The following is a 23200-nucleotide window of genomic DNA, read 5'->3' on the forward strand; positions in this document are numbered from 1 at the left end:
GGCTGATTTTGACCTTACAGGCGTGGGAAAAAGACTTCCCGCCGAGGCTCTGGAGGCGAGTCGGATATACCATTGGCCAGCCGTAGCACATGATTTGGACAGGCTTCTACACAAGCAGGCTGTCCGTTCTCTGTTTCCGCGCACAGATCGCATTTGCTTGCCGCAGTGCGGGGAAGCGCGGTTCGATTTGCACGGTGAGTCAGGCCGGACTGCGTGATAACGTGCCCGGCTCGATAGACTGGAGACACCTCGATTGCCCCGAAGGGGCAGGCCAATACACAGGAGGTGCAGCCGATGCATCGTTCCTCATCAATCATGACTACGCCGTCCTCCTGACGAATGGCCTGCACCGGGCAGGCATGTGCACAGGGGGCATTCTCACAATGCCGGCATTGCACTGGCACGTACGTATCCCCAGCTCGCACCACATACACCTTGGGCACCACAGGCACGCTGACGGTTCCGATCGAAGCGCCTATGCCACTCGCCTGACCGTGAACGGCAAAGCACGCCAGTTCGCAGGCTTTGCAGCCAATACATTGCCCGCCATCCGCAACGACGAAAGAGGAGGCAACAGCACTTGTTCTATTGGCTGAACCCATTCTGCTCGTCGAATGGTTTAACGTGTTTCGTACGCCGCTCATCTTGTCACCTTGTCAGCTAGAACGGCTTCCTGGACGTTCATCTGTCTGCGAATCTTTTGGTACGATTCATGCACATCACGTTCAGCCTGCGCTTGGTCGGCAATCCGTTCCAACCGGATGGCGCAGTATTTCAATTCTGGGGTTTTGGATACCGGATCGAGAAAATCGGCGGTTAACTCGTTACATGCTCCGACCCACCAGTGATAGGTCATGTAGGTCGCACCTTGTTGCACACGGTCGCTAATTTGTGCCCGCGCCATGATGCGTCCCCGACGGGAGGAGATGGCAACAATTTCGCCATCCAGAATATTCAGATCTGCTCCGTCTTCTGGGCTAATCTGAATAAATCCAGGCTCATCAGACAACTGGCGTAATGCACGGCAATTCCCAGTCATCGTACGCACCGAATAATGGCCTACCTCACGGACTGTAGATAAGACAAGCGGGAATTTTGCATCCGGCTGTTCTTGCGGCGGACGCCATTCGCAGGCGAATAATCGTCCTTTACCACTAGGTGTGGAAAATTGATTGCCTTTGTACAAATACGGTGTACCTGGATGATCCTCTGTAGGGCAGGGCCATTGCACGCCGCCCTGTTCCTCCATTTTCTGGTAGCTGGCACCAGCGAATAAAGGACTGAGGCTTCGCATTTCATCCCAAATTTCCTCTGTGTTCGCATAGGACATAGGGTAGCCCATGGCGGTAGCAACCTCACTAATGATGGCCCAGTCAGGCTTTACATCACCTTGCGGCTCGACGGCCTTACGGATACGCTGAAAGCCCCGATCTGCCGAAGAATACACCCCGTCATGCTCGCCCCAAGAGGTAGAAGGGAGGATGACATCCGCATGCAGCGCCGTTTTGTTCATGAAAATATCCTGCACCACGACAAATTCCAATTGTTCTAGCGCTTCACGCAGCTCGGCAGCGTTCGGATCACTCTGTACAGGGTCTTCGCCGAAAATATAATAAGCCTTCAGCTTGTTCTCTTTCAGGATGAGATGCGGTACTTCTGTAAGTGAATATCCTTTTTTACGCGGTAGCTCAACACCCCATGCTTTTTCAAACTTTTTGCGAACTGCGGTGTCAATGACATCCTGGTAACCAGGATACACATTAGGTAATGCACCCATGTCGCAGGAGCCCTGAACATTGTTTTGTCCACGTACAGGTCCAATACCTACATTTGGCTTGCCCAGATTTCCGGTCAGTAGGGCAAGGGAAGCAAGCCCTTTTACCACATCAACAGCCTGTGAAAATTGACATACGCCCATTCCGTACAGAATTGTAGCGGTAGGAGCCTTGGCATATTCCCTCATAGCCGCCCGAATGTCAGCCGCCTTGACACCTGTGATGCCTTCTGCATATTCGGGCGTATATTTTTTAATGCTATCTACGTATTCGGCAAAGCCTTCTGTGTTTGCTTCCACATATCTTTTGTCATACAGCCCTTCATGCACTAGCACATGACCAAAAGCGTTCACCAAAGCCATGTTCGAGCCGCCTTTTAGAGGTAGCCACATATCTGAAATGCGGCCCGTTTCAGTCATGCGTGGATCACATACAATAATTTTGGCACCTCGTTGCTTGGCTGCTACGATGCGTCTTGCGACGATTGGATGCGTTTCGGGCGCGTTGTATCCAAATACGAATATGAGATCAGAGTGTTCAATTTCAGGAATAGAGTTGGACATAGCCCCGTCCCCGAGCGAGTAAGTCAAACCTGCTACAGAAGGGCCGTGGCATACACGAGCGCAATGATCAATATTGTTGGTGCCAATGACTGCCCGCATGAATTTTTGCATGACATAATTGGCTTCATTTCCCGGACCGCGTGCGGAGCCCGTCCCCATGATAGAGTCAGGACCATACTTTTCCTTAATTGCTGACAGTCGTTCGGCAGTATACTGAATGGCTTCATTCCACTCCACTTCCTCCATGACTCCATTTTTGCGAATCATGGGCTTGCGCAAGCGTGCAGTCAGAATCTGTGGATCATTCAGAAAATCCCACCCATAATGTCCTTTCAAACACAATGTTCCTTCATTTGTACGACCATTAGCCGGCTCTGCGCCAATTACCTGTCCTTTGTCCACTAGCAAATGAAGCTGACAACCGCTTCCGCAGTAAGGACATACTGTTAATACCTTGTCTGCCATGTGTGCAGCACCTCTTTTTATATGAAATAGATGAAACTCGTAACATGAAAAAAAGCCAATACAAAAATGCCGCTTCACGCTGCATCCTGTACTGGCTTATCCGCGAGCGAGGAGATAATCTCCTTCCCGCTAATCCAACCGGGGTATGTGTTGTAGTTCAAGAGTAATGATAATATGTCCGTCTCCATGGACGGAGGGGCAGACCTCCCAAGTGTAAGTGAAGGGACTGCCAAGTGTTTTTTCGGCTTCCCTCATAAACTCCTTTTCCAGATAAGGACGAAGGACGTTCCAGTAATCACTGACCTTTTCCACAGCGCCTTCATGAACGAGAATTTCGGACAGATTAGACAAAGTACCCTGGATCTCTACTGTAACTCGGAGTGGTGAGTTGAGAGAAACCTTAACGTTGTCCGGTCCTTTTCCTCGGTAATGCTTGACAATACATACGGCCAGCTTCCTGATGCGCTCACGGTATTCCAATTCGGTATTCAACATCTGGACACTCCGCTTCGAATCAAAATAAAGGCGTACTTGCCGCACATGCCAGACAGCCTCTGTAGCTAATTTAGAAAAGGAAGTAGACGTCCCAACCAAAATGGTCTGCCCAGCACGGCGTATCACTCTTCTATGGTAGAACAGGTTGACCCGGAAAGATGTGAAATTCATTACACCTAACCAAAATTTTACATAGTTTAGATTGGAGATAGGTGTGCTGGGAATTTAGCGAGCGAGGAAATCTACATACTAGCAAATACATTGACCGAGGAAAAGTATGGATGATATAATCAAAAAAGGAAAAATCATTGGGTATTATTGAGCCGTATTTAAATGGGCTTTTCTAAGTGCTAGTTTTGTAAGCGCGTACAATGATTATTTTCCCTACATAACACGGAGGAGGCGATCAATAGATTCATTTTATCCAAATAAGTGTCTTTCTTTTTTTTTTGTTTTTATGCAACCGGTTGCACGATTTACCCACTAAATTTTATCAGGAGGGTGTTAACTTGCTAAGAAAAAAAACAGGGAGTTTTATTTCTTGGTTGATTATATTGTCGCTTTGCTTGAACTTCTTCGGTTTACCTAGTGGTGCTTCGGCCAGTAATACAGATTATACAGCAACCTATATGAATTCCACAGTGAATGCTCTTCCATTGCCAACCGCATCGGCTGCTACTTCTACCGTTAGTGCAACATATGCACCTTTAGCAACACCTACAGCAACTCAAAACGGATTAACGGTTCACTTTAAGAAGCCTTCAAACTGGAATTCAACAATTCGAATCCATTACTGGAATTTGAATCCGTCAACCGTTCCGATTAGTGGGGCGTGGCCAGGAATTCTGATGAAGTCGGACGGAAACGACTGGTATAGCTATACTATTGCCGAGGCGACAGGCTCAAGTCTCATTTTTAATGACAGTAGTGGCAAACAGACGGCCGACTTGTCTCGCAGTGTGAAAGAGGGTTGGTATTACACGGATAATGTATGGTATGATGCCAACCCGGAAACTCCAAAAATTCCGGCGGTTTCCATCTCTCCCGTGCCGAAAACATACGATTCGGCTCAAACGGTAACGCTTTCCAGCACTAACAGTAGCGACAAGATTTATTATACGGTAGACGGTTCGACACCTACGACCTCCTCGACCTTGTATACCACTCCAATTCAGGTTGCTTCCTCTTTGACTATCAAGGCCATCGCCGTCAATTCAATCGGTCAAACCGGAAATGCATCCTCTTTCGATTATGTAATTGACCTGAATGCCGATCTGCAAGCTCCGACAATCACAGCGAATTTGCCTGCCGGGCATTCCGGTTCCTCTGTGACTGTATCCTTCAACCTGAAAGATAACAAGGCGGCAACGACCAAGGCATACTACACGGAGGATGGTACGGAACCGACCACAAGCTCAAAAGTCTACATCCTCGGTAACGCATTGGCCGGATTGACCGGGCCATCCATCCTTATCTCCAAGACCACGACATTAAAATTTCTTGTTATAGACGGTGCTGGAAATCAAACCAAACAGAGCTTTGTTTATAATATTGGAGACAAAGGTGATTTTCGGGAAGACACTATTTACTTCGTGATTACTTCCCGGTTCTATGACGGTGATCCAAGCAACAATGTGCACGCATGGGATGATGCCAAGGCGCGTAATCCAGATTCAGACCCTGCTTGGAGAGGAGATTTTAAGGGGCTGATTCAGAAACTCGATTATATCAAAGCCCTCGGATTTAGTGCCATCTGGATTACACCTGTTGTGCAGAATGCCAGCGGTTATGATTATCATGGTTACCATGCTATAAATTTTGCCAAAGTAGACCCAAGGTATGAATCGGCGGGAGCTTCTTATCAGGATTTGATCAATGCAGCCCATGCCAAAGGGCTGAAGGTCATTCAGGACATCGTCGTCAATCATACCGGCAATTTTGGTGAAGAGAATCTGTACCCCATGTTTAAGAAAGATCCGGCTAAACCGGATACCGGTAACAACTTGGTGAAAACTACGGATAAGCTGCCGCCAAACTATGATTCCATGACACCCGATCAGCAGTATCAGGCAAGGCTCGCTCTAATGAAGAATACGGAAACGAACAATAACATTTACCATACAGAGAAAAGTCTTTCCTGGGAATCCTATACTGTTCAGACTGGTCAGATAGCGGGAGATTGCGTGGATTTGAATACAGAAAACCCTGCAGTTAACAAATATTTAATTGATACTTACAATCACTATATAGACATGGGTGTGGACGCTTTCCGTGTCGATACCGTGAAGCATGTGAGCCGGTATATTTTCAATAAATACTATATTCCTGCCTGGAAGACAAGAGGAGGCTCGGATTTCTATGTTTTTGGAGAAGTAGCCACCCGGTACAGAGATGTTTGGAACAGCGGAATTCCAGCGATCTCAACACCATTCTATACTTGGAAGGCTTCAAAATCGTATCCGGGCGATGGGAAAAATGACTATGCCTCTAATAAAATGTCGGTTGAACAAGAGTGGGCGGATAACTCTACTACAGCAGGACAGCCAACCTCGAACAATGCTTTCTTAATCGGCAATACCTATCATACACCTGACTATTCGAGGAAATCGGGCATGGATGTGATTGATTTCCCGATGCATTGGGCATTCAAGACCGCGCATGAAGCCTTTAATATGAGAAGTGGCGACCAATACTATAATGATGCTACGTGGAATGTAACCTATGTCGACTCGCATGACTATGCGCCTGATCAGGCTCCGGAAAATCAAAGATTTGCGGGCACACAAGATACTTGGGCCGAGAATCTTGACCTGATGTTCACCTTCCGCGGAATACCCGCCATCTTCTATGGCTCCGAAATTGAATTTCAAAAGGGGGCAGTCATTGATCCGGGTCCAAACGCACCGTTAAGCAAAACGGGACGGGCTTATTACGGGGATCACATAGAAGGCAGTGTTATGGTACAAGATTATGGCAAATACACAAACGCTACTGGCACGCTTGCGGAATCACTCAACCATCCTCTGGCGAAACATATCAGACAGCTAAATTTAATTAGAAGAGCTGTTCCTGCCTTGCAAAAAGGCCAGTATTCTACAGAGAATGTAACGGGCAATCTTGCGTTTAAAAGAAGATATACCGACAGCGCCAAAGGCATTGACAGTTTTGCGTTGGTCACCATTTCAGGAAATGCAACATTTTCCGGGATTCCGAACGGAACCTATGTGGATGCAGTGACCGGTGATTCCAAAACCGTTACGGATGGCAAAATCACCTTAACTTGCTCCGGTAAAGGAAATGCAAGGGTATATGTATTGAATGGCAGTGGTGGAATTGGAGAAACGGGAACCTATTTGAAGTAAACTGTCAGCGGAAGTTGACGTTGTACGATATGGAGAAACACTGAATCTCAAGGTTTAACAGAAAACTATAATGATATAAAAATAGAGTCATACCAAAGGTCGAAAGGAAAAATAACCTTCGGCCTTTGGTGTGTTAATCTTCCAAGATACATAGCTCTCGGGGCAAATGTTGGTTAGAAAACTAGGGGGATATATTTTTCTATCCTACCAACTTCACTCCCTGCCTCAATATTTTCTCCAGCACGCTTATAGGTCAAGACTATCACTTCTATAGATATCATATCTTAGACCAATCAGACACGTCGTGGTATATTGTTGACATCCAAGAGAGAGCCGTACAGCTTCTCTCCACTAGGTTCGAAAAACACAGGGGTGAATATTGATGAGTAAAAAGACCATGTTCGAGAAAATTTGGGATAACCATGTCATCTATCAGGAAGCGGGCAAGCCGAGTATTTTGTACATTGATCTTCACCTCGTACATGAGGTAACTTCGCCGCAGGCGTTTGAAGGACTACGTCTTAGCGGGCGCAAGGTGCGTCGTCCAGAGCTCACGTTTGCCACAATGGATCATAATGTACCGACAAAAGATCGTTACAACATTACGGACCCGATTTCCAAGCAGCAGATTGATACATTAACTCAAAATTGCCGCGATTTCGGTGTCACACTATATGATCTGGATACGGTGGATCAAGGTGTCGTTCACGTTATGGGGCCTGAACTGGGTCTGACTCATCCGGGAAAAACGATTGTTTGTGGTGATAGCCATACCTCCACACACGGGGCGTTCGGAGCGCTCGCTTTTGGTATCGGAACCAGTGAGGTAGAGCACGTATTGGCAACGCAATGTCTCCAGCAAGCAAAAGCAAAAACGATGGAAGTTCGTTTCGTAGGGCGTCGCAAACCTGGTGTGACGGCAAAGGACATGATTTTGGGTGTCATCGCCAAATACGGTACAGATTTCGCTACAGGCTATGTTATTGAGTACACAGGTGAGTCCATCCGCGAGTTGAGCATGGAAGAGCGCATGACAGTGTGCAACATGTCCATTGAAGGCGGAGCCAGAGCAGGTATGATTGCACCGGACGAAACGACCTTCAACTACTTGCGTGGACGCGAGCATGTGCCGCAAGGAGCTGCTTTTGAGCAAGCAGTTGCTGAGTGGAAAGCACTTGTCACCGATGAAGGCGCCGAGTTTGATGTCGTACTGGAGTTTGACGTCGATGCTTTGATACCACAAGTAACCTGGGGCACCAGTCCGGGTATGGGGACAGATATTTCCTCAACCGTACCGATTCCGGCAGAATTGCCGACAGAAAACGAACGTAAAGCAGCTGAAAAAGCGCTTGAATATATGGATTTGAAGCCAGGCACACCGATCACGGATATTGCGATTGACTACGTGTTTATCGGCTCCTGTACCAACGGTCGGATTGAAGATTTGCGCGCTGCGGCCGAGGTAGCCAAAGGCTACAAGGTTTCTGACAAAGTCACGGCAATCGTCGTACCAGGTTCGGGTCGTGTGAAGATTCAGGCTGAAGAAGAAGGACTGGACGTCATTTTTCAAGAAGCAGGATTTGAATGGCGCGAAGCGGGTTGCAGCATGTGTCTTGCGATGAATCCAGATGTGCTTCAACCGGGACAGCGTTGTGCGTCAACTTCTAATCGCAACTTTGAAGGTCGTCAGGGACGCGGAGGACGTACTCACCTTGTATCTCCAGCAATGGCAGCCGCTGCGGCGATTCATGGACATTTTGTCGATGTACGGGATTGGAAATTCAAGCAGGAAGAAGTTGTCCGCTAGGATACGGAGGAGGAATTAACGATGGAAGCTTTCACAACTTTAAAAGGAATTGTAGCGCCTGTGGATCGGGTGAACGTGGATACGGATGCTATTATTCCTAAGCAATTTTTGAAACGAATCGAGCGCACAGGCTTTGGGCAGTTTTTGTTCTACGAGTGGCGGTTTGATGAAGCGGGCAATATTAATCCTGAATTTGAACCGAACAAGCCTCGTTATGCAGGGGCATCTGTTCTGATCTCTCGCGCCAACTTTGGTTGCGGCTCCTCCCGTGAGCATGCGCCGTGGGCAATCATGGACTATGGGTTCCGTTGTGTAATCGCACCGTCTTTTGCGGATATCTTCTATAATAACTGTTTTAAAAACGGTATTTTGCCGATCAAGCTGTCTGAAGAGCAAGTAGAGGATTTGTTCCAGCGTACGGCGAAGCATGATAATTACCAATTAAACGTAGATCTGAATGAAAAAACGATCACTGACGATTACGGTCTGCGTATTGAATTTGATCTGGATGAACATCGCCGTCAATTCCTGCTGCAAGGCTTGGATGATATTGGCTTGACCCTCCAGCATGAGTCTGAAATTCTGGCTTATGAGCAAAAACGTGCTGCGAAACAAGGAGCATAATGTTCATCTCCAGTCCAGCTTCATTATGAAGAAATATAGTTGATTTATTTGATAGACAAACAGCCCGTACTGGCGACTCTTTTGCCTGCGGGCTTTTATCATGTTTAGAAAATAAATTGGTAAATAAGGGGTTGACGGTTCGACTCATCATGGTATTGTAAATGTAAAATGGTTGAAGGACTATGTCTGTAAGTAGCACAAAAAATACATATATAAGTTAGGGGAATGAGGATGAAGAAATATGGTTGGGTGATATTAGCGGCTATTTTGATTTGGTTGTGGCCGTCCTCCCCTCATGTGAATGCGGCTGGAGCAGAATTGTTTTTGGATGGCAAAAGGGTGGAAGCGCCTGCAGATGCCAAGCCTGAAATGGTCAATGGTAAAGTCATGGTACCGCTCAGGGTGGTTGGGGAGCAGCTTGGATATCAGTTTAAGTGGGAACCTCAAGCCTATAAAATTTCAATACAAAAAAACAGTACCGATATGTCTATGTATGTAGGCCGTACATCGGCTGATGTGAACGGAAAAACAGTTAGTTTGGATGCACCACCTGTGCTGCGAGGCAGCTCGACCATGGTTCCATTGCGTTTTGTTGGGGAGCAAATGGGGTTAAAGGTGGATTGGAATAATGAAAATAAATCCGTAAATCTCAGTCAGAAGACTGCAACTCAACAAGCGAATAAACAGGCTCAATCCCAACAACCGTCGCAAACGTCAACACAGAGTCCAAAAAGCACAAATAAAACGTCTACAGCCACAGCGACGACAATAAATCCAGTTGAAGCAGACAAGCATACGGAAGTCGTACCGTCAACATCATCCAAGGAGCAAAATGTAGAACAGACCACTGCAAATGCGGTGCTTGTACAAAACATTTCTTTTGAGAGTGAAACGCTAAAGATTTCTCTGAACAAAGATCTAACTCCTAAAGTATCCAAAATGACGGGACCTGACCGTATAGTTGTAGATTTACCGGAGGCTTCACTGTCGGCAGATCTTCTCCAGTCGTTCCCGGTTCGCAAGGATGGCACGCGGGCGTTGACAATTAGTGACAGTGAGGATGTACAGGAAATCAGATTTGCTCCTGCAGATGGAACAAAAGGAGGAGCACGTATTGTCATTGCTTTGAATCAGACACGTGATTACGATCTTTCGACTAATGGCGTAGGCGATATCACCCTTCAGTTGCGTGAACGTAGTGTGAATCCAGAGATAGTAGCACCAACGTATGTCGAAGGACGGCGAATCGTCGTAATTGATCCAGGACATGGTGGTAAGGACCCTGGAGCAGGCAGTGTGACTGGACGACATGAGAAGGAATTTACATTGGCTGTAGCGTTAAAGGTCCAGCAGCTTGCCCAAAATGATCCTGACATTCAAATTGTATTGACTCGCAATGGAGATACGTATCCTACACTGGATGAACGGCCACAGCTCGCTAATAATCAACAGGCCAGCGTGTTTGTTTCCATTCATGGTAACAGTATGCCGACCTCCAATAACGGAAAAGCTAATGGGTCTGAAACCTATTATGCACGTCAGGAAAGTTTAAGCCTGGCCACGATCATGCATAAGCATCTTGTAGCAGCAACTGAGTTTAAGGATAATGGCATTAAGGTGGCAAACCATGTGGTGACAAGAAAATCACAAATGCCTGCTGTACTGTTGGAATGTGGCTACCTTAGTAATCCGTCTAATGAAGCGGCCATGTTCACAGAAGAAACACAGCAGAAGATTGCCGAAGGTATTGTCGATGGCCTTAAGGAGTACCTTGGAACAGGCACAGGAATAACTGAAACATTCAACTAAAGAAGGCTTGTGATATAAGCTATTTTTACCTTTTGATGGAAATTCATGAGGGTGAAAAGTAGCTTTTTTAATTTTACGGACCGTGACTTTTGACGGGAAGCGAATGGTCCATATTTTTAGTCAAAATTCGACAAAAATAGTTCTTTGGCACGTATATTTCTGTTATGATGGAATATATTCGCAACTTTTGGTGTGAGATAACGTCTATAAGGTTGTCTGATATTACATAAGCGCGTATATCAGGTCGCCGCACCGGAGCATGTGGCAAAAAAATTATGAATGGAAGGGTGACGAATGAAGAAATTTGGTTTTTTGTTGTTATTATTTGTCTTCATGTGGGCGGTTCCGGGTTATGGACATGCGGCTTCGAGTGGAACACAAATCTATCTCGACGATCAACAGTTAAGTGTCCCTAGTGGTGCTAAGGCACAAGTAATTGGCGGAAGTACGATGGTTCCGCTGCGCGTAATTTCTGAAAATTTGGGATATGACGTGACATGGAAGCAGCAGGCGCGAACCATAACGATTGAGAAGGACAGTACCTCGATCCGAATGATAATCGGAAGTAAGACGGCGACTGTCAATGGAAGCGACATTAGTCTGGATGCTTCGCCTCTGCTGCGTTCCAATTATGCCCTTGTACCGCTTCGTTTTATCGGCGAGCAAATGGGACTGGACGTAAAATGGGACAGCAGCTCCAAGTCCGTAAAATTATATACCCGCAGTAGTGGGTCTGGAAACGGGGAATTTACACCTCCCAAGTCCGGAAATAACAGTACAGGTACAGGAAGTGTAACTGCGCCAACCAATAATGCGAGTTCAGGTGTGACACAGGTGCAGGGAGTCAGTTTCAGCCAAAACCGCTTAACGATCACAACAGCGAGTGCCGTCAAGCCGAAAGCGTTTACGATGACAGGCCCCGATCGGGTAGTGGTAGATTTGCCAGCGACTGCGTTTGCAGACAATTTCGGAGATCAGCAGAAGCTGGATAGCAACTTAAATGGTTCGTTGGACATTGAGAATGAAGCGGATGTGTCCGGTATCCGATATGCTTTATTCCAAAAGGAACCATCAACGGTGCGCGTTGTTATTGATTTGAAACATGCCATGAATTATACCGCATATAATGATGGATCGAATCGTGTTATCGTCGATCTGGCCTCCAAGGATTCAGTGAATACAACGCCAGATGCAACGTTACCGGATGGGTCACAGCCTGATGACACACAGACATCCCCGGTTAACAGCAATGGTAAAAAGGTCGTTGTTATTGATGCTGGACATGGAGCAAAAGATTCCGGGGCAGTTGGTATTTCGAGAAAAAATTATGAAAAGACCTTCAACCTGGCGATGGCCCTGAAAGTAGAAAGCATATTAAAACAAAACCCCAAACTTGAGGTTGTGTTAACACGTAGCGATGATACATTTTTGGAGCTTAAACAGCGCGTAAAAGTGGCTGAAAATCTTAAAGCCAACGTGTTTGTGTCCATTCATGCTAACAGTAGCGGTAGCTCAGCTTCCAACGGCACAGAGACGTATTACCAGCGTAGTGCAAGCAAAGCGTTCGCCAACGTTATGCATAAGTACTTTGCTCCTGCGACGGGTCTGACAGACCGAGGCATTCGTTATGGGAATTTCCATGTAATTCGGGAAACGACGATGCCAGCTGTTTTGCTTGAAGTAGGATATCTGAGTAATGCAAAAGAGGAAGCAACACTGTTTGATGAAGATTTTCAAAACCGGGTGGCTCAAGGGATTGCAGATGGAATCACAGAGTATCTCGACGTAAAATAAATCTTCAACAAATCGCTTGCCAACGTCAAGTAAGGAGGGGGACAGACATATGAACAAAAAAATCGTAATTGCAGGTCTGCTGGCACTGTTTGCCATTGCAGGTGCAGGGTGTGCCTCTAAGCAAACATCGGCTCCTGCGACTCCATCTCAGGAAACACAAACTTCAGCTGCACAAAATAGTACACCCGAACAGACGACCCCTGATCCATCAGCTCAGTCTGCTGAAAATAATGGAGCGAGTCAAACACCTGCATCTCCGTCGACGGAGCCTACAAAGACCAAGACAGACACGGAAAAGTCAGGAGATCGTCAAACACAGCAGATCACGGTGTACTACACGGATACACAAGAGAACGGCTTAAAAGAACAGAAAAAGGAAATTACCTATCCAAGCGAGCTGGAAAAATTCCAAAAAGCGTTTGAAGCTCTACAAAAGAGCGGTGATTCTGCTCTGATTCCGTTGTGGTCCGAGAAAATTACCGTGCATAAGATCAAATTGGATAACGGTGCATTAACCTTTGATATTTCCCTGCCGGATGAGGCTCGATTGGGAGCTGGCGGCGAGGAATTGGCTATCGATGCTTTGAAGAAAACGATGTTCCAATTCAAGGAAGTCAAAACGCTGGATTTGCTCGTAGATGGTCAATCTCTGGAGTCCTTAATGGGACATGTAGATTTGGAGCATCCAATGAGCCGCTAATCGATCAGACTGTATGAAAATTTCTTGAGAATTTACACACTTTTCACGTGCAATCTGTGACAGATAATGATAATATAGGAGTGTATTTCTCGCCTATGCAGGCAGTCATGCACAAATAGTATTCGTTTCTTTCCGGATGATTATTTAGAGTGACCGTCTTGATGCGGGCTATCCCGTATCAAGACGTTTTTTTTGCTAGGAGGTAGGATTTCCGTGAATGCAGCAACCGCACGTCATATATTGGACACCATCGGTACGATGTTTCCGGATGCCCATTGTGAGCTGAACCATGACAATGCTTTTGAATTAACGATTGCCGTGTTATTGTCTGCTCAATGCTCCGATCAGATGGTCAATAAAGTAACGGCAGACCTGTTTCATAAATACAAGTCACCTGAGGATTATTTGGCTGTTCCTCTTGAGGAACTGGAGCAGGATATTCGTAGAATCGGCTTGTACCGAAACAAGGCCAAGCATATTCATAACCTCTGCCGGATTTTAATAGACCAGTACGGGGGAGAGATACCTTCGGAGCATGATCAACTGGTCAAGCTACCCGGTGTTGGCCGCAAGACGGCTAATGTCGTAGTATCTACTGCCTTTGATGTACCAGCTATTGCGGTAGATACGCATGTAGAGCGCGTTTCCAAACGGCTCGGATTTGCCGGGTGGGATGATTCAGTGCTTGAGGTGGAAAAAAAGCTGATGAAAAGGGTACCTAGGATGAATGGTCTGTGACCCATCACCGGCTCATTTTTTTCGGGCGTTACCATTGCAAAGCTCAAAACCCTCAATGTCAGGTATGTCCATTGCTGGATGTGTGCAGGGAAGGCAAGAAACGTATGAAAACGTCTCTTATCAGAAAAGATAAGAAACGTAGAGCTTAAAGACCCGAAAGACCTATAAAGGTAATAGAGGGTTTAACCATTTATGTGTAGAAAAGGATGAAGAGTAATGAAGTGCATTTCGGTATATACAGATAATTTTGAGGCGTTCTCCGATATTTTTGAGCAAATTGTAACAACAGAGTTTGCTGAAAACGAAGAGCGCGAGCTAGAGGGAATCACAGTTAGTCATTCTGGTGATGTACCTGAGCATTACCTGGAGCGTATGTCACAAAAACCAGAAGTGGTCGTAATGAAGGATAAATCCCGTGGAATTACGATCTTACAGCATGGTCAAGTATTTGAAATTTTGCTGCCAGTACTTGAGACTGCAGCTAATTAAGTGTAATTAGCGGACGACATGCGTTGCATGTTCCGGTATAGGCGGCTCGGCTGGTCTAACCAGCCCGCAGGCGCATATTTACACGAACCTTGAAGACTGTCATAAAACGCTGGATATGGATGATTTCACATATTTAAATATGAAATCTTCAATTACATTTTCAGAGGAGTTTCTTAAATGAGCATTTATGATTATTCAGCCATTGCGATGAACGGCAAGGAGATCACCCTTAGTGATTATAAAGATAAGGTAGTGTTGATTGTAAATACGGCCAGCCAGTGCGGTTTTACATTTCAATATCAGGATTTGCAGCGTCTATATGATCAATATAAGGATAGAGGCTTGGTGATTCTCGGGTTCCCATGCAATCAATTTGCCGATCAAGAGCCGGATTCCAATGAAAGTGTGCAAACATTTTGTACTCTGAATTATGGGGTCGCATTCCCCATGTTCCAAAAGGTGAATGTACGTGATGAGCAGGCTCACCCGTTGTTTACATATCTTGCTTCGTCGTTGCCCTTTGAGGGCCTTGATGAAACACATTCGGTTGCCAAAATACTTATTCCTTTAATTCATGAGCGTCATCCTGAGTACTTACCAGGAGATTCGATCAAATGGAATTTTACAAAATTCCTGATTGATCGGAACGGGAAAGTGGTCAAACGATTTGAAGCAACGACAGACCCTCTGGATATGGAAGAATATATTGAAGCATTACTGTAATGATCTGTTTTGGACATTATAAAATAAACTTATGGTTTGCCATTTACAAGAACGCGTTCCCGAAAGCCAGGTACAGGCAGGGAGCGCTTTTTTTTAGTTTTTTTTAATGTGATGATTCTCACAGTGGCTTAGGAATGCTACAATATAGCTATTTGGTGCAGATAAGAAACAAGGAGTGAAACCGTAGCTTATGATGCAAACGATTACAGGAGATGCGGAAAAGTGGTTGAATACGATAGAACAGATACAGGATAACTTGCGTAAAGCAGGGGATGAAGCGGGAGCGAGGGCGCTAGTGGATTTAATGGAAAAAGCGCATGCGCAAGAGCTAACCATTGCCTTTTGTGGACATTTTTCAGCAGGTAAATCGAGCTTGATTAACAGTCTGTGCGGTAAAACCGTTCTGCCATCTGGACCGGTGCCTACAAGCGCTAATGTAGTGTCCATCCGTCATGGACGTCCGAGAGTGCTTATTCATCCAGCCCGATCGGTAGAAAACCCGGAGCCGGAAATCGTGGAAGCTTCCATGTCCGAGCTTGCTGAGTATTGTAAAAATGGTGGAGCCTATGAATCAGTTGAAGTATGGGAGGATATACCGATATTATCTGGTGGAGGAGTGCTGCTGGATACACCCGGCGTAGATTCCACAGACCACGGACACGCGATGGCGACACATTCAGCTTTACATTGGGCTGATATTGTTTTTTATGTGATGGACTACAATCATGTCCAATCTGAAAATAATTTGTCTTTTGCCAAAAGTTTGTCGGATTGGGGCAAGCCATTATATTTGATCATCAATCAAATTGATAAGCACCGAGAGAGGGAGCTATCCTTTACACGTTATCGTAATGAGGTGGAAAGCAGCTTTCATGCCTGGCAGGTACATTACACGGACATTCTGTTTACTTCCTTGAAGGAACAGAATCACCCCTGGAATCAGTGGGAGCAGTTGACGTGCTTGATTCCGAATTTGCTGGAGCGCAAAGCAGAGCTTTTGGCTTATAGTTTAGTGTCTTCTATGCACCATTTGGTAGAGCAGCATGTGGAGACGGTGCAGGCCGCTGAAGAAGAGGAACTGAACGCACTGCTCAAAGAAGCAGGTGGAGAAGAGGCCATTTTGCGCCTGGACATAGAGCAGAAGGCCTTACAGCAAGAGGATGAACACTGGAGGATGCTTCCAGAGCAGGAGCATAAACGGCTTCGTCAAGAGCTGGATCATCTACTGGAACATGCTCATCTCACGCCTGCGGAGCTACGTGAAGCGGCTGGCGAATATTTAGAGAGCCGTAAGCCGGGCTTTAAAACAGGGTTATGGTTTGCCGGAGGCAAGACAGAGCGAGAAAAGGAGCGCCGTTTGGATCGGCTGGCAGAGATGCTGGCTGATCAGGTGGAGGGACAGCTGTTGCCACATGTGCGTGAGTTACTGAGGTCATGGGGAGAAGGTCAAGGTTTGTGGACCGCCGCGATGGAGCAGGAGCTGGATGACATCCGCCCTGTAATGGATCGGCAACTGGTAGAGCAGACAGTAAAGGAAAATGCTTTGTCTCCTGAGTACACGTTGAACTATTGCAAGGACCTACGCGCTGCTGTGACCGCTGATTGCCGCCGTAAGGCGTTGGCGCTGGTAGACCGCCTGCTGGCCCAGCTTGCGGTTCGGGTCAACTCCCACCGTGAGGCTCTCGCGGATGCGCGCACAGCGTTGCTGGCGCAGGCGGACGCGGCGAGCCGCTACAGCACTCGCGTGCAAGCCTCAGCTTCGCACGCCAACCTGCTGCGTAGCTTGCTGCCGCAGGCTTCCGCGCCTGGCGGGTTGCCCCGGGTGGGCACGCCTGCTCCTGCGGCTGAGACCGCCGCTGCTGCCCCGACAGGTACGGCATCAACTGGTGCCGTGCGTCCAGACATTGCTGGCTCGCGCAACGGATCGGTGCAGTCACAAGCAAGCACGACGACAGCGCGGTCTGCCGCCGGGGGCCGCCGTACTCGACTGGATGCAGCAGCGACACGATTGAAGGCCGCCGCTGCATTAATAAGCCCGTACCCTGCCATGCAAGCGGCTGTTCGGGATTTACATGCGCGTGCCGCCGCACTGGAGGACGGGCGCTTTACATTGGCGCTATTCGGAGCGTTCAGCGCCGGGAAGTCCAGCTTTGCCAACGCTTTGTTGGGCGAAGCGGTGTTGCCCGTATCGCCGCATCCGACGACAGCAGCGATTAACCGCATTATGGCGCCTACAAGTCATGAGCGCCATGCCACGGCTGACGTCCACATGAAATCAGTGGACGCATTACGGGAAGATCTTAAATACTCTTTTCGGTTATTAGGATTGGGAGAGCCAGCGTCCGTGGGCTGGCAAGAAGCCGTAAATGCGTTATCACCGGAAGGCATTCATCCTGCGGGAAGGCCTCATTACAGCTTTTTGAAGGCTGCAGCAGCTGGATGGGAAGAAGCTGAAAGCTTGCTAGGACAACAGCTTCAGGTGAATTTAGAACAGTATCGGGATTTTGTCGCATCCGAGCGTAAATCATGCTTCGTAGAGCATATAGACCTTTACTATGATTGCGCTTTGACTCGTCAAGGCATCGTGCTAGTAGATACGCCAGGTGCCGACTCTGTGAATGCGCGGCACACGGGCGTGACCTTCAATTATATGAAGCATGCAGACGCCCTTGTATTTGTGACATATTATAATCATGCGTTTACACAAGGGGACCGACAGTTCTTAAATCAATTGGGCCGAGTCAAAGAGACATTGGCGCTGGATCAGACATTTTTTTATTGTCAACGCATCTGATTTGGCTTCTTCTGAAGAAGAATTACATTCTGTGACTCAGCATGTACAGGAACAACTTCAAGCGAACGGAATCCGCAAGCCGCGTATTTATCCGCTTTCCAGCATGCTGGCGTTGGAAGCAGCCGAGCGGGGAGAGCTTTCGCTGCGTTCAGTTTCACGGTTTGATGCGTTTGAAGATGATTTTTCGGCATTTGCAGCCGAAGAGCTGGCAGGTTTGTCCATTGCAGCTGCTATGCAGGAGCTGGGACGGCTGCGGAACCGAATAGAACAACATGCTGCTGATGCTCGGTACAGCGCTGAAGAGCGAGAGATCCGAATAGAGCAATTAAATCGAATCCGTAGGGAGCTGGAGGAGGTGCTCCTTGGTTCGACTGGTAGCAATGGTGGATCTGTGTTGTCGGACGAAACCGATGAACTGCTGTATCATGTACGTCAAAGGTTAGCCTACCGAACGGGTGAATTTATGGCAGAAGCGTTTCATCCATCTGTTCTGCGTGAAGGAGTAGGTGATCTTCGTTCGGCTTTTGCATCTTGTGGTCGTGAACTGCTGCGATTGATCGAACTGGAGCTGTCTCAGGAATTGCTAGCAACCACACTCAGACTGGAAAAAACCGGGCAAGCTTTAGTGCGTAAGGCTATCCAACAGTGCGTAGATCACATGAACCATCAGTTGAATGGATTAGATTGTACAGTTCCTGAATTCAGAGAATGGGCTGTTCCCGAACTGATGGATATTTCCTTGCAGGAGTCCATTCAGTGGAAGGATTATTGGAATAGCTTTAAAAATCCAAAGCTATTTTTTGAAGGGACGGGGCGTGCGAATTTACAAATTAGACTGGAGCCATATTACGCCAGCTAATCGGGGAAGCTGTGGATCAGCAGCGAGAACGATTGTCTTCTTTTTACGTTGCTATGATGCAAGAGGAACAAACGTGGCAGAAAGCACAGCTACGAGAGCAAATGCTGGAGACAATTCGTGGCATGGAGCACGCACTTAAGGGCGGTGAGAAGCCACAAGTTTGGGAAGAGCTTGCTGATCAGCTTGCGAATTTAGAGTCCATATAAATATGTTCACGGTTGCTTTAAGGTCAGGACACCGGGTTGCGGGACAATCCGGTGTTTTAAGCATACTTCAAAAAGAAAGGAAAACTGAGGAAATAGCCATATTCAATGATAAGAAAGCGATTTAATTTGTCTAATCACCTACCAATTGCGAACCTGCCTGAAAACGGCCCGTTATCCTCTTTGCCGCCTTGGAACACGGATGGTAAACTTCACTAAGCCATATAACAACGTCGTGCAACTAATGGAGGGACTTGACATGGAAGTGCTCAGGCAACTGCAAGTTTTTTTTCGAGAGAGGAGACATTATCTATTTCTTTCCATTCTATGCCTTGCGATAGCGACGGCCCTTGGACTGGTGTATCCGAACCTGCTCCAACGGCTCATTGATAACGCTATCATTCCCGGTGACTTCGAGAAAGTTCCGGTTCTGGCTCTGACTGTACTGGGAGTCGTGATCATCAAAGGGTTTATGCAATTTTTACATGGTTTTTTTGGTGGACGGCTAGGTAACTACTTGGCGTATCGACTTCGCAATGCCTGTTACGAAAAGCTGCAATTTTTGTCCTTCAGATATTATGACACTGCCAAAACGGGGGATCTTATGTCCCGTCTGACGGGGGATTTGGAGGCGATCCGCAACTTTATCGGGTTTGGTTTTGCCCAGCTCCTCAATGTGCTACTGATGGTCGTATTCGGCTCTATCATGATGCTGTATATTAATTGGCAGCTCACCCTCTTTACGATGATCAGCATGCCATTGCTACTCTTCGTCACATTCAAATTTGAATCACGGATTCATCCCACCTTTCAGGAAATGCGAATTGCTCTCAGCGCCCTGACAACAGCGGTACAAGAAAATATTACAGGTGTGCGAACCGTTAAATCTTTTGCTCGCGAATCCTATGAAGTTGAAAAATTCTCCGTACGTAATGAGCAGTACAAAAGTAACCAAATTCAGGCTGCTTCCTTATGGAGTCGATTTTTCCCCGCGATGGAACTGATTGCCTCGGTCAGTGTGGTTCTTCTCCTGGGGATGGGTGGATATCTGGTTATACAGAAGTCAATGACCTTGGGGCAACTCGTCGCCTTCTTTAGCTTAATTTGGTATATTATCGGTCCCATCTGGAGCATTGGCTTTCATATCAATAACTATACGCAGTCCAAAGCTTCCGGTGAAAGGGTTTTGGAGTTGCTAAACCAGTCTGTAGATGTAACTGATGAAGCTAATGCACTTACACTCAACGCCGATCAGGTGAAGGGACATGTGACGTTTGAACATGTTACCTTTGCTTACGGAAATAAGCTACCTGCTGTTGTTGACATCAATCTGGATGCGCCACCGGGATCGGTCATTGGGATTTTAGGAGGAACAGGGTCCGGGAAGTCGACCATAATTCAACTACTCATGCGAGCCTACAATGTGAATGCAGGCAGCATCAAGCTGGATGGGACGGATATACGTCATTTGAAAATTCGTGATTTACGTGCTCAAATTTCTTCCGTGTTTCAGGAGACGTTTCTGTTCTCGTCCTCCATACGCAACAATATTGCATATGGATTAAGTCATGTCAGTATGGATGACATCATACGCGTTTCCAAGCTGGCTCAGGCGCATGAATTCATCACTGAATTACCGCTTGGCTACGACACTGTCGTCGGTGAACGTGGATTGGGACTGTCCGGAGGGCAGAAACAACGGATTGCCATCGCACGCGCACTACTCAAAAATCCAAAAATTCTGGTTCTGGATGATGCTACCAGTGCGGTCGACATGGAGACGGAGCATGAAATTCAGTCCGGTTTTCAAGAGGTCATGCGTGGACGCACAACGTTTATTATAGCTCACCGAATCTCCTCGCTTCGTCATGCCAATGAAATTGTGGTGCTTGAGGAAGGACGAATCGTCCAACGTGGAACACATGAACAGCTCATTGCTACTCCAGGTCCATACCAAGATGTGTATCATATTCAATACGCCGATTACATAGCGGAGGCTCCAGACGGTGTATCCGAAGGGCAGGTGAGACCATGAATATTCCAGTAGAAAAAGCCAAACCGTTAAAGAAGCCGACCAATGAGCGCTTTGTCTATCAAGATGATGAGGTTATTGATAAACCGTTTAACTGGGCGGAATTCAAACGTTTGCTAGCATACATGAAACCTTATGCCCGTCAGATTCTGCCGATTCTTCTGGTCATGATGATTCTAGGCACGATTACTAAGCTGACGGTTCCATATTTGATCAGTCTGGCTATTGACAAGGCCATTGCTCCTGCATCGCCTGCACTACCTAGCGTAAAGTTATTGTTGCTCATCACGGGTGCCGTGCTCTTGTTATATTTAATCCAATGGGCAGCCAGCACGTACCGTATTAAATTCACCAATATTATTGGTCAGCGGGTTATTTACGATTTGCGTGAAGATTTGTTCAAGCATATTCAGAAGCTTTCCTTCAACTTTTTTGATAAAAGACCAGCGGGTTCTGTATTAGTACGTGTAACGAATGACATTAACTCGCTACAGGATTTATTTACGAATGGTGCAGTGAACGTCCTGATTGACTGCGTACAGCTTTTCGGAATTATTGTCATTTTGCTGCTTATTAACTGGAAGCTCGGTTTGGCAGTGATTGTGACTGTTCCGATCATGTTTTTGATTTCGACCAAGCTACGAGTACGCATCCGTCGCGCCTGGCAAGAAGTACGCATGAAGAACTCGCGTATCAATTCTCATTTGAATGAATCTATTCAGGGAATTCGTGTGACACAAGCGTATACGCAGGAGCAGGAAAACATGGCTTATTTCGACGATATGAACAGCTCCAGTAAAAAATCGTGGGATAAGGCTTCTGCCATGAATCAGGTCTTTGGCCCACTTATTGATATTACCGGAGGATTAGGTACGCTTGTGCTGTTCTGGTTTGGAGCGCATTTAATTCAGACAGATCAGCTGACGGTGGGTTTGCTGGTTGCATTTGCCAACTATGTAGGGAACTTTTGGGAGCCGATTAATCGGCTAGGTCAAATGTATAATCAGCTCCTGGTTGCGATGGCTTCGTCAGAAAGAATTTTTGAATTCATGGATGAACAGCCGAATATTGCAAACAAACCAGGAGCAAAAGCCTTGCCGCCTATTCGGGGTGATATTCAATTTGATAAAGTCATTTTTGAATATGAAAAGGGACGTCAGGCGCTTAAAGGTATTAATCTTTCTGTCAAGGCAGGTCAATCTATAGCGCTTGTAGGTCATACTGGATCAGGTAAAAGTACAATTATTAATTTGCTCAGCCGTTTTTATGACATTACGTCAGGGCGACTTACTATTGACGGTTATGATGTGCGAGATGTCACAGTGGAGAGCTTACGCAGCCAGATTAGCATCGTGCTTCAGGATACATTTATTTTTTCGGGAACGATACGTGATAATATCCGATTTGGCCGTTTGGATGCAACGGATGAGGAGATTGAAGCGGCTGCGAAGGCGGTCAATGCTCATGAATTTATTGTTCATTTGCCAGATGGCTATGAAACAGAGGTAGAGGAGCGTGGGGGGATGCTGTCCATGGGTCAGCGCCAGCTCTTATCCTTTGCCCGTGCCTTACTGGCTAATCCGCGAATTCTTATTCTGGATGAGGCCACAGCCAGCATTGATACAGAAACGGAGTTGAAAATTCAGGAGGCCCTTCAGGTTCTATTGGAAGGCAGAACTTCTTTTATGGTCGCTCACCGTTTGTCCACCATCCGGAATGCTGATCATATCGTTGTACTGGACCATGGGGAGATCCAAGAAAGTGGTAATCATGAACAATTGATGAAAAAACATGGAATATATCGGGGGCTGGTGGAAGCACAGTTCAGATTTTTGTAAAAAAAAAGATCAAAAAATCGTGTTTTTTGTAAATTAAAATGCCGAGCACTATTGCATTCTTGGAGCTAAACCCTGAAAATAAAGATGAAAAGAGATCAGAGCAATATCGTCAGAGGGGGAAGAGTTCAAG

General features: G+C 46.6%; 13 protein-coding genes and 2 pseudogenes. 12 read left to right on the forward strand and 3 right to left on the reverse strand.

What is annotated here, in order from left to right:
* Window positions 1–14: 14 nt before the first annotated feature.
* From C400_RS28445 to C400_RS0116115, 3 genes are all read right to left on the reverse strand, one after another.
* On the reverse strand, window positions 15–452 hold the full coding sequence (locus C400_RS28445) for a 4Fe-4S dicluster domain-containing protein (RefSeq protein ID WP_269800346.1): 438 nt from the start codon (window positions 450–452) through the stop codon (window positions 15–17).
* Between the two features lie 188 nt (window positions 453–640).
* On the reverse strand, window positions 641–2803 hold the full coding sequence (fdhF, locus tag C400_RS0116110; protein WP_016822143.1) for a formate dehydrogenase subunit alpha: 2163 nt from the start codon (window positions 2801–2803) through the stop codon (window positions 641–643).
* Between the two features lie 129 nt (window positions 2804–2932).
* The gene (locus C400_RS0116115) at window positions 2933–3298 is read right to left on the reverse strand and encodes a hypothetical protein (RefSeq protein ID WP_013371601.1); all 366 of its coding nucleotides are present in this window, start codon (window positions 3296–3298) and stop codon (window positions 2933–2935) included.
* Window positions 3299–3807: 509 nt separating this feature from the next.
* On the opposite strand from C400_RS0116115, the gene C400_RS0116120 reads away from it, so the two are divergent.
* The 12 genes and pseudogenes from C400_RS0116120 (at window position 3808) to C400_RS0116175 (ending at window position 23070) form a co-directional block, all read left to right on the forward strand.
* A complete protein-coding gene (locus C400_RS0116120; protein ID WP_017427581.1) occupies window positions 3808–6660 on the forward strand; it encodes an alpha-amylase family glycosyl hydrolase in 2853 nt (950 codons plus the stop codon).
* 382 nt (window positions 6661–7042) lie between these two features.
* Window positions 7043–8467, forward strand: coding sequence for a 3-isopropylmalate dehydratase large subunit (gene leuC, locus C400_RS0116125; protein ID WP_017427582.1), 1425 nt, complete (start codon window positions 7043–7045; stop codon window positions 8465–8467).
* Window positions 8468–8488: 21 nt separating this feature from the next.
* Window positions 8489–9091, forward strand: coding sequence for a 3-isopropylmalate dehydratase small subunit (gene leuD / locus C400_RS0116130; protein WP_017427583.1), 603 nt, complete (start codon window positions 8489–8491; stop codon window positions 9089–9091).
* A gap of 231 nt (window positions 9092–9322) precedes the next feature.
* Window positions 9323–10900, forward strand: coding sequence for an N-acetylmuramoyl-L-alanine amidase (locus C400_RS0116135; protein ID WP_017427584.1), 1578 nt, complete (start codon window positions 9323–9325; stop codon window positions 10898–10900).
* Between the two features lie 294 nt (window positions 10901–11194).
* Complete coding sequence (locus tag C400_RS0116140; RefSeq protein WP_017427585.1) at window positions 11195–12694, forward strand: N-acetylmuramoyl-L-alanine amidase family protein; 1500 nt, start codon at window positions 11195–11197, stop codon at window positions 12692–12694.
* Window positions 12695–12743: 49 nt separating this feature from the next.
* The gene (locus C400_RS0116145) at window positions 12744–13394 is read left to right on the forward strand and encodes a GerMN domain-containing protein (RefSeq protein WP_016822137.1); all 651 of its coding nucleotides are present in this window, start codon (window positions 12744–12746) and stop codon (window positions 13392–13394) included.
* Between the two features lie 213 nt (window positions 13395–13607).
* Window positions 13608–14281, forward strand: a pseudogene (gene nth, locus C400_RS0116150) (endonuclease III).
* A 67-nt stretch (window positions 14282–14348) separates the two neighbouring features.
* Window positions 14349–14621, forward strand: coding sequence for a hypothetical protein (locus C400_RS0116155; RefSeq protein WP_013310628.1), 273 nt, complete (start codon window positions 14349–14351; stop codon window positions 14619–14621).
* Between the two features lie 177 nt (window positions 14622–14798).
* On the forward strand, window positions 14799–15344 hold the full coding sequence (locus C400_RS0116160; RefSeq protein ID WP_016822135.1) for a glutathione peroxidase: 546 nt from the start codon (window positions 14799–14801) through the stop codon (window positions 15342–15344).
* A 190-nt stretch (window positions 15345–15534) separates the two neighbouring features.
* A pseudogene (locus C400_RS0116165) lies at window positions 15535–19203 on the forward strand (dynamin family protein).
* Between the two features lie 256 nt (window positions 19204–19459).
* Window positions 19460–21235, forward strand: coding sequence for an ABC transporter ATP-binding protein (locus C400_RS0116170; protein WP_017427588.1), 1776 nt, complete (start codon window positions 19460–19462; stop codon window positions 21233–21235).
* A complete protein-coding gene (locus C400_RS0116175; RefSeq protein ID WP_017427589.1) occupies window positions 21232–23070 on the forward strand; it encodes an ABC transporter ATP-binding protein in 1839 nt (612 codons plus the stop codon). Before C400_RS0116170 ends, C400_RS0116175 begins: the two co-directional genes overlap by 4 nt.
* Window positions 23071–23200 lie beyond the last annotated feature (130 nt).

It is taken from the genome of Paenibacillus sp. ICGEB2008 (genome assembly GCF_000307675.1).
Classification (GTDB): Bacteria; Bacillota; Bacilli; order Paenibacillales; family Paenibacillaceae; genus Paenibacillus; species Paenibacillus polymyxa.